The organism is Aquimarina sp. MMG016 (assembly GCF_018100805.1).
Lineage (GTDB): Bacteria > Bacteroidota > Bacteroidia > Flavobacteriales > Flavobacteriaceae > Aquimarina.
Window position 1 is genome coordinate 280,547 of sequence record NZ_JAGJEA010000006.1, and the last position, 9,732, is coordinate 290,278.

General features: G+C 31.4%; 7 protein-coding genes. 4 read left to right on the forward strand and 3 right to left on the reverse strand.

Translation table 11 applies throughout. The features are described from left to right. On the reverse strand, positions 1–2,208 hold the full coding sequence (locus J8M14_RS14195) for a HAMP domain-containing sensor histidine kinase (protein ID WP_211075467.1): 2,208 nt from the start codon (positions 2,206–2,208) through the stop codon (positions 1–3). A 54-nt stretch (positions 2,209–2,262) separates the two neighbouring features. Then, the gene (locus tag J8M14_RS14200; RefSeq protein WP_211075468.1) at positions 2,263–2,697 is read right to left on the reverse strand and encodes an Rrf2 family transcriptional regulator; all 435 of its coding nucleotides are present in this window, start codon (positions 2,695–2,697) and stop codon (positions 2,263–2,265) included. 223 nt (positions 2,698–2,920) lie between these two features. Here J8M14_RS14200 and J8M14_RS14205 point away from each other — a divergent pair, with 223 nt between their 5' ends. Beyond that, positions 2,921–3,448, forward strand: a complete 528-nt coding sequence (locus tag J8M14_RS14205) for a hypothetical protein (RefSeq protein ID WP_211075469.1) — start codon at positions 2,921–2,923, stop codon at positions 3,446–3,448. Between the two features lie 90 nt (positions 3,449–3,538). Here the strand turns inward: J8M14_RS14205 and J8M14_RS14210 are convergent, their stop codons facing one another. After that, positions 3,539–4,048 (reverse strand): DinB family protein, encoded by a 510-nt coding sequence (locus tag J8M14_RS14210; RefSeq protein WP_211075470.1) that lies wholly within the window; start codon positions 4,046–4,048, stop codon positions 3,539–3,541. 289 nt (positions 4,049–4,337) lie between these two features. Here J8M14_RS14210 and J8M14_RS14215 point away from each other — a divergent pair, with 289 nt between their 5' ends. The 3 genes from J8M14_RS14215 to dnaE form a co-directional block, all read left to right on the forward strand. Next, complete coding sequence (locus J8M14_RS14215) at positions 4,338–5,153, forward strand: hypothetical protein (protein WP_211075471.1); 816 nt, start codon at positions 4,338–4,340, stop codon at positions 5,151–5,153. A gap of 163 nt (positions 5,154–5,316) precedes the next feature. After that, the gene (gene dinB, locus J8M14_RS14220) at positions 5,317–6,531 is read left to right on the forward strand and encodes a DNA polymerase IV (RefSeq protein WP_211075481.1); all 1,215 of its coding nucleotides are present in this window, start codon (positions 5,317–5,319) and stop codon (positions 6,529–6,531) included. A gap of 212 nt (positions 6,532–6,743) precedes the next feature. Next, a partial coding sequence (gene dnaE / locus J8M14_RS14225; protein ID WP_211075472.1) for a DNA polymerase III subunit alpha occupies positions 6,744–9,732 on the forward strand: 2,989 nt, incomplete at its 3' end.

Here is a 9,732-nt window from a genome sequence, read left to right on the forward strand (position 1 = left end):
TTAAGCTGACTTAGATTCTAAATCGTCTTCTTGTTCTATTGTAAATATTTCTGAAATAGGGAAACTTAAATCAAAACGAGTACCAATCCTTTTATCTGATGATACTTTAATGATACCGTTATTCATTTTTACAAATCGATATACCAAATTCAATCCGAGACCTGTACCTTTTTCTCCACGTGTCCCAACAGTACTTTTTTCTTCTTCTATAGTAAAAAGATGTTCAAGCTGCTTCTCAGACATTCCTACTCCGGTATCAATTACTGAACATAATAGTGTATTAAAATCTTTTTTAAACTCAACTCGAATATTTCCATCTTCTGTATACTTTAATGCATTACCAATTAAGTTTCTAAAAATCACATGAAATGCTCCTTTATCTAACTTAACTGCTATATCTTCTTCATATTTTAAATTGATCTTAGTATTTTTATAAGCTGCTTCCTGTTCATATCCTTTGATGATTTCTTTAAGTTGTGTTTTTATCAAAATCTTTTCAGGGTTCATCTTATAGCCATTCATTTGTTCTAAAGACCAGTTCAATAAATTATCTAACATATTAGAAAGGCTCTCTGAATTTTTTTCTATTTCATTAGAAAGCTCAATAGTTCTTTCATGATTTCCTTTATCGATGTGATGTTTTAAGATTTTGCCTGATCTTTGAAAAGGGATGATCATTCCTCTTAGATCGTGTGCTATGATAGAGAAAAGACGATTCTTAACTTGATTAGTATTAACAAGTTCAGTCTTTTGTTTACGAAGTTTAATAAAAGTCCAGGTACCAACAACTAATAAAAACAATAAAAATATAGAAGCCAGCAAGTACAACCGCTGTCTTAAAGTGGCTTGCTGTACAATTTGTTCTTGTTCTTTCTTTTCTTGGTTAAGGTTTACAATCTCTAGCTCTTTCTTTTTAGTATCATATTGTTTCTCTAAAGCAGCAACTTTGGTAAACACTTCCTTGTTTGATATAGAATCTTGAAGGCTATAATATGATTTTAAATAAAATAATGCTTTTTTAGGCTGATTAATAATTTCATAATAATTGCTATAAACTTTTTGCAGATGAACTTTATAATTTGGTTTAGGAGTCTCTTTAACAATCTGCTCTAATTCATCAAGATACATTCTGAGTTTAGTAGCATCCTTTTTTTCAATGTATAAAGCTATTAATGATTGAAGTGTTTTATATACAGGACGTAATTGTTCAGTTCTTTTCGCAGCTTGATATGCTTCTTCAAAATATTTTTCTGCTTGATCATAATCTTTATAATTATAGAAATAAAGAAACCCTTTTTCTTCTAGTGCTACAGAAATATGTTTGTCTGTTTTTGTTTTTTTGGCTAATTCTATAGCTTTGTTTACAGCTATTTCTGATTCATCATTAAGATTCATGTACCTATTATAAGTTGCCAAACGAGCATAACCAATCAATAATGCAAAATCGTTATTATTAGTCTCTCCAAATTCAATAGCTTTCAGAATATACTTTTTTGCAGTATCATATTGTTTTAATTCAAAAAAACAAGACCCTAAATATCTATATGTACCGCTCAAATCACGAAATATACCATGTTCTTCTTTTGATTCTATTGACAAAATAAAATTCTCTGCAGCTTTTTCATATTCATTCAATCTCATATACAAAACACCCTTATGCTCATATGTTTGATTGATTTCTTTAAAAGAATTACTTCGTTTAGCAGCAATGATAGTAGAATCCATGTACTCTAATGCATTATAATATTCTGATTTACCATACTCTACATATCCTTTCTTATCATAGTAATGAATCCAAGCTGAGCTGTTTGGATAATTCTTCAATAGCTTTCTTGACTTTTTTAGTAAATCCTCTACCTGTGTATGTTCATTTTTTGAAATAAGAATATTACACTTTTCAGTATAAGCTAACACTAGTTCCTCTTCTGCATTTATATTTTGTCCTAATGCTATAGCTTTATCTATATAATAAAGAGAAGAATCAACCTTTAGCTTATTTAAATAAACAATTCCTAAATCAACATAAACTTTTACTTTACATTTATCAGATACCTTATATATATATGATGTGTTATGATTCATTCTTTTGTCTAAATCTGCAATATCATCAGCTTGCTCTTGCCAACTAGCACATAAATCTTTTTCCTTCTGAGCATAGCTCAGAGGCATAAAAAAAAGTACTATTATGATTGTTGTTATTGCTTTCATATATATTTTAATTAGTTGATTTGTGTTTTGTTGATTATACTACAATTTCATCCTCTATCTATTTAAATACGTTAAACCTATCTCCAAACCATTCGCTAATTCAAACAAACTCGTATTTTTTAGCATATTTTTCAATTCTTTTCTAACAATCAAAATTTTATGGTGTACTGGGCAAGGTTTGCGAGCATTACACTCCTTTAACCCAAGTCCACATCCCGTATATATAGAGTCTCCATCAATTGCATACACTATATCTCCAAGTTGGATCTGATTAATTCTTTTTTCTTCAATTAAGAACCCTCCTTTGGCACCTTTAATAGAATCTAAAATTTTATTTTTCACTAATTGCTGAAGTATTTTGGCAGTAAAAGCCTCTGGAGAATTAATTTCTTTAGCTACAGTTTTTAGATTAACACAATTACCCTGCAAGGACTGCTGAGCAACATAAATTGAAGCTTTAATACCATATTCACAAGCTTTAGAAAACATACTTAACTTTAAAAACCACAATCAAATATAGATATTATTTTTAATTCGGATAAATTTATCCGAATTAAAAACATCTAACCAAAGCATTTATCCTCTTTATTTATACATTCCTCCACATAACTATGCTAAAACTCCTCTCAATAACTTCGCTATGTATTAAACAGAATACATTTACTCCGAACAAAATAACTTTTTAACTCATTAATTACTTAACAAAAAAAATATGAAAAAATTCAAGTTAGTACAATCATTAATATTGATCATTCTTACATTAGCATTTACATCTTGTAGTAGTGATGATGATAATGGACCAGTTCCTCCGACTGTTAGAGACATTCCTCTTACAATATCAAAAGGATTTACAGAAACTCTTGGACAAGATATAAACGCATTTGATGTAGATGTAAGTTTAGCTTCTAGTGGCATAACTTATAATACTACCACTGATGAATTTGAAGGTACAGGTACTATACTGATCCTTGACTTTCATTCTTCTACTAGCACACTAGCAGAAGGTACATACACCTATGAAGATTACACTGAAACTAGGGGTCCACTAAAATTTGACGGAGATGTTGAATCTACCGATGGAGAAAGTTTTTCTATAGAAGCCGGAACAGTCACTGTGTCTGCAGTAGGTCAAGAAACCAAAATTGAATACGACTTAATTCTTGATAGTGATACTGCTGCTCAATCCAACGATGCTATAACCAAAGGAAGCTTTCAAGGAGAACTAGTAGTAATACAATAGTATCGTATGAGAGGATGCTATTATTGAAATAGACCAAAACCGTGTAAGTAATTCTTCGCGGTTTTTTCTTTTATAAAAACATATACTAAATTAAATACCCTCTCGCTTGTTAACAGGAGTAGTAGGGTTATAACCAAATCCCGGGATTTTAAGCTCTACTCCCAACTGATTCAAAATATAACCAATAGTAGCATAATGATGAATTGCATGACTATTAGCATGAGCCAAAATACTTTCTAAAGTATAATTAACTGTTACTTTACCCTGCCCTAAGTTATCTGTAACATGCACTAAATAATCTGTATTAACATCTACAAAAGAAACCAAAACCTCCTGAAGTTTATAGATATGGTTTTTGGCAGCTTCTTTATTCATAGACAGAATCTCATCTCTTTTACGAGCTGTTAAGTCAATATCATTAGTATCCAAACCACTTATAATACAATCAAAAAAATCTAATGTATGCCGAATATGAGAACCTATACTGGAATAATATGGTCCAATAGAATTGTCTTGATAGGTTTTTGAATCTATTGCGTCTAATAAAGAAATAGCATTATTGAGGTTGCTATTAATTGAGGATATAATTAGTTGTTTCATAAATTTTATAGACGTAAGATACATAATTTACTTACACAATAAATCCTTTTATCTACTAAAATTGAAATTTTACTTATTCTTCAAAATATAAAACAATTATAACCGTTTTTAATATATCTCAACTATCGAATTAACATTAAATTCAGTAGGATATTTATCACTTTTATTGAGGTTAAACCATAAATTAGTAAGATAAAGTGCGTATTTCATCGATTAATGACATTTTTTCTTGGATGATATGTAAAAATTATTGTATACTTGCCCTATAAAATTAAAGCCCCCATTAATCATGAAAAAGTTTCCCCTGATCCTAATTTTATTTTGTTCAATTTTTCAAATCAATGCTCAGGATATTTATGATGATGCCTTAACTGCAGCAAGTTATGCATATGCTCATAGTAAGAAGGCTTACGGAGCTAACAATGTGTTTCATACACAAGAATATGCTGATAAGGCTATAGAATCATTTCAAAAAGTAGAAGATCTTGCAGATCAATGTAATTGTAGTGAAGCAAATGAAACTGCATACGAAGCTAAATCTGACATGGAAAGTTCTCTACAACAAGATACCTATGAGCGTAGTAGATATTATGCTAAACGTGCTAAGGATTTAGGGTCTAAAATTTTAGAACAACTAACCCAATGTCAAGCTAATGCTGGAGATACTTATATTGGTGATGTTGCCAGTGCTGAAGAAGATGATGCTATCGCAAGCGCAACAGAAGAAGTAGCTAATAAACAACTAGAATTAGAACAAAAAAGACGTCAATTAGAAATCGAACAAAAAAGATTAGCTCAACAAATAGCTGAGCAAAAGCAAAGACAAGCCCAATTTGAAGCTGAGCGTGCTGCTGAGTTAAAAGCACAAGCAGTAATAAAAGATAAAGCTGAACTTGCCTTACAAAAATTAGAAAATGCTTTACAAGAATTAAGTGTAGTACTTAATAATGATGAAGAGCCTTCTTTTGAAGCTCAAAATGATTATGTGAGAAGCGAAAATGACCTACAGAACGAATCACTAGATGATACAAAGAATTTTTATGTAAACAGAGCCAAGGAGCTTACCAGAACTGCTATGCAACAATTTGCTAGTTACGAAGACTAGTTAAAATTTAATTTTATTTTGTAGCCCCAAAATAAAATTTTTAGAAACGGTACTTGAAATCAAGTACCGTTTTTTTTATTCCTTGTTGTTAATAAAATGTTATTTGTAAAAATCTAATATATGGAATAATTCCATATATTTGGAAATATTCCAAAAAAAATAAATTTTGAGAACAATATTACATATGGACTTGGATACATTCTACGTATCTGTAGAACGACTCATTAATAGCTCACTACAAGACAAACCCCTATTAGTAGGAGGAACCAGTGATCGCGGTGTAGTAGCAGCGTGTAGTTACGAAACCAGAACATATGGAATACACTCTGGAATGTCAATGAAGATTGCCAAAGAACTCTGTCCTGAAGCCGTAGTCATAAAAGGCAATGCAGGAACTTACAGTAAACATTCTGATGTAGTAACAGAGATTATTAAAGAAAATGTACCTGTTTTCGAAAAATCTAGTATCGATGAGTTTTATGCAGATCTCTCAGGAATGGATAAATTTTTTGGAGCTTACACATATGCCTCAGAATTACGCCAAAAAATCATGTCAGAAACTGGACTTCCTATATCCTTTGGACTTTCACAGAATAAAGTAGTATCTAAAGTAGCTACTAATGAGGCAAAACCCAATAATCAGATGAAAATAGACTTTGGCACAGAAAAACCTTTTCTGGCCCCTTTATCTATTAAAAAAATTCCTATGGTAGGAGAAAAAACCTACTACACCCTTAGAAATCTGGGAGTGCGTTATGTAAATACTATACAAGAAATGCCTGTAGAAGTCATACAAAGAGTATTAGGTGTTAATGGTCGCACGATCTGGAAAAGAGCCAATGGTATAGATAATACTCCTGTGATATCCTTTTCTGAACGTAAATCAATCTCTACAGAAAGAACATTTGATAGAGATACTATAGATATCTATAAACTTCGTAACATCCTGATCGCCATGACAGAAAACCTATCATATCAGTTGCGTAGAGGAAATAAGCTTACCGCCTGTATTGCTGTAAAAGTTAGATATTCAGACTTTAATACTTACACAAAACAACTTAAAATACCATACACAAGCGCAGATCATACTCTTATACCAAAAATTCAGGAACTCTTTGATAAACTGTATCAAAAACGATTATTAGTACGATTGATTGGTATTCGATTTAGTCACTTGGTTAATGGTAATTATCAGATCAATCTGTTTGACGATGATGAAAAACAACTCAATTTATACCAAGCATTAGATAATATTAGAATTCGATATGGGGATCGAAGTGTAATTAGGGCAGCCGCTATGGGAGCCAAAACGATTGGCAGGATGCAAAACCCTTTTAACGGACAACCTCCCATCGTATTGGCTCACAGAAAACAGTAACTAAAAATCAACAATAATAACCTGGGCATCCGAGCGGGCTATACGTTTCAATTCCTCGTCCCGATTATCATCGGGACTGTGGGATTTCCACTGCTATCCCTGATGCTTTTTAAAATTAGAAAAGTGAAAATAAAAATTCAAAAAACACTAAATAGCTAAAATAGACTATCTAATTCTAAAGCTATAATTCATAAACCTGCATTCCTTAAAAGATGTACTTAAATTGTCATTCATATTATAGTTTGCGTTTCGGAACATTTTCTGAAATAGACTTGTTAGAGCTTGCAAAACAAAATAATATAAGCTGTCTAGCATTAACAGATATCAATAATACATCTGCTTGCCTGAATTTTATTAGAAAAGCAAAAGATCATAGGATCAAGCCTATAGTTGGTATTGACTTTAGAAATAACCATCAACCGCTATATGTAGGTTTAGCAAAAAACAATTATGGATACAAAGAACTCAATGATTTTTTGTCTCTCCATCTTCATAATAAAAAAAACCTTCCCACTATCGCGCCAACATTTGAAAACGCCTATGTTATTTATCCTTTTACACAAGTTCTAGAATTACAAAAAACTAATTTCACATCAAACGAATTTATAGGTATTTCATTAAAAGAAATTTCAAAGCTTAGGTTTTCAGAGTATAAAAAATTAGAAGATAAGCTTGTTATACTACAACCTGTAACCTTCAGAAATAAGAAAGATTTTAATGCACATCGACTACTCAGAGCTATTGATAACAATACACTATTAAGCCGCCTTCCAGAAGAGCAGCAAGCTTGTTTTTCAGAACAAATGATTACAGATTATGAAATTAGAAAACAATTCTCTGAGTTTGATTTTATAATTAAAAACACAGAACATATTATAAAGGAATGTACTATTAATTTTAACTTTTCTAAGAACAAACCTTCACTCAATCAAAAAACGTATACAGGTAGTATAAAAAAAGACAATAAGTTACTCAGAAAATTATGTAAAGAAGGATTACCCTATCGCTACCCAAATCCCAACCAAAAGGTGTTAGATAGATTAGAAAAAGAGCTATCTCTAATTACAAAAATGAATTTTGTCTCTTATTTTTTGATCAATTGGAGAATTATCTCTTATGCTCAAAATAAAGGATACTATTATGTAGGTCGCGGTAGTGGCGCCAATAGTATTGTAGCTTATTTATTACGCATCACAGACGTAGATCCAATCGAGTTAGACCTATATTTTGAACGATTTATTAACTCACATCGCACCAGCCCTCCTGATTTTGATATTGATTTTTCCTGGAAAGATCGACAAGACATTACTCGCTTTATCTTTGAGGAATTTGGCAATGTAGCACTACTCGGAGCATATGTTACTTTCCATTATAAAGGTGCTGTAAGAGAGCTAGGCAAAGTATTTGGGCTACCTAAATTTGAAATTGACAAATTAAGTGAAGGAGATTATGACTATAATTCTTTAGATCATATTCACAAACTAGTGATCACTTATAGTAAGCTTATTCAGGGTATCCCAAACTATATCAGTATTCATGCCAGCGGAATATTAGTGAGTGAAAAACCTTTGCACTATTACTCTGCTACAGATCTACCACCAAAAGGTTTTCCTACTGTTCAATTTGATATGATTATTGCAGAAGATTTAGGGTTATACAAATATGATATTTTAGGGCAACGAGGGTTAGCCAAAATCAAAGATGCTATCAAAATCATTGAATACAATCAACCAAATAATTCAGATTTTGATATTCATAATATCAAAAGATTTAAAGAAGATCCAAAAGTCAATGGTTTGATTCGTGATGCAAAATGTCTAGCCTGTTTTTATGTAGAATCCCCTGCTATGCGTATGCTATTAAGCAAACTTAAGACCAGTAATTACATAGGATTAGTAGCAGCAAGTTCTATTATACGACCAGGAGTAGCTAAAAGTGGAATGATGCGTGAATATATTCTAAGAGAACACGATGTAGAGAGAAGAAAAAATTCACATCCAATTATGCTTGATCTTATGAATGAAACCTATGGAATTATGGTATATCAAGAAGACGTCATTAAGGTAGCTCACTTTTTTGCAAAACTTACCCTGGATGAAGCAGATGTGTTACGAAGAGGAATGAGTGGTAAATTTAGATCTAGAAAAGAGTTTAAAGAAGTTCAAAACAAATTTATTGATAACTGTAGAGCCGAAGGATATAAAGAAAATTTGATTTTAGAAATATGGAACCAAGTAGCAAGTTTTGCAGGTTATGCTTTTCCAAAAGGACACTCTGCATCCTATGCTGTAGAAAGCTATCAAAGTTTATTTCTTAAAGCTTATTTCCCTCTAGAATACCTAGTCGCAACATTAAATAATGGTGGTGGTTTTTATCGTCCTGAAATATATCTACACGAAGCAAAACTCCTTGGAGCAAAAATCTTATCACCATGCATTAACACCAGCGAATATGAACACATCCTACAAGGAAGAACTATATTTCTCGGATTTATGGCATTAAGGAATTTAGATCATAAAACCATTCAAATTATTTTATCAGATCGTGATAAAAATGGATTGTATTCATCCTTAGATCATTTTATAGACAGAGTGTCTATAAGTACTGAACAAATAAGTATCTTAATAAAAATAGATGCATTTAGATTCACTAAAAAAAACAAACACGAATTATTATGGGAAGCGCATTTTAAACTAAATAGCATTCCTTCTAATGAGTATAACCAGCCTCTTTTATTCCAGCAAAAACGTACAGAATACAAACTTCCTCAATTAAAAGTATCGTTATTAGAAGTTGCTTTTGAACAAATTGAATCTTTCGGATTTCCATTATGTGGTTATTATCAAATATTAGCTACAAAACCTACGAATAAAAACAGAGCTTCTCAGCTGCGACGATATCTCAACAAAAACATTGACATATACGGATATTTAATTGCAATGAAGAATACTACTACTTCTAACGGAAAACGTATGGCATTTGGAACATTCCTAGATCAATTCGGAGATATTTTTGATACTGTTTTGTTTCCTAAAGTACAAGAAAAATATAAGCTTAAACACAAAGGTGTCTATCGAATGTATGGTAAAGTAGTAGAAGAGTTTAGTTTTTTAAGCATTGAAGTAATAAAAATTGTAAAACAAGATTATATACCAGATCCCAGATATGCTGAGGCAAATTCTCCCTTAGAAGTTATTGAAT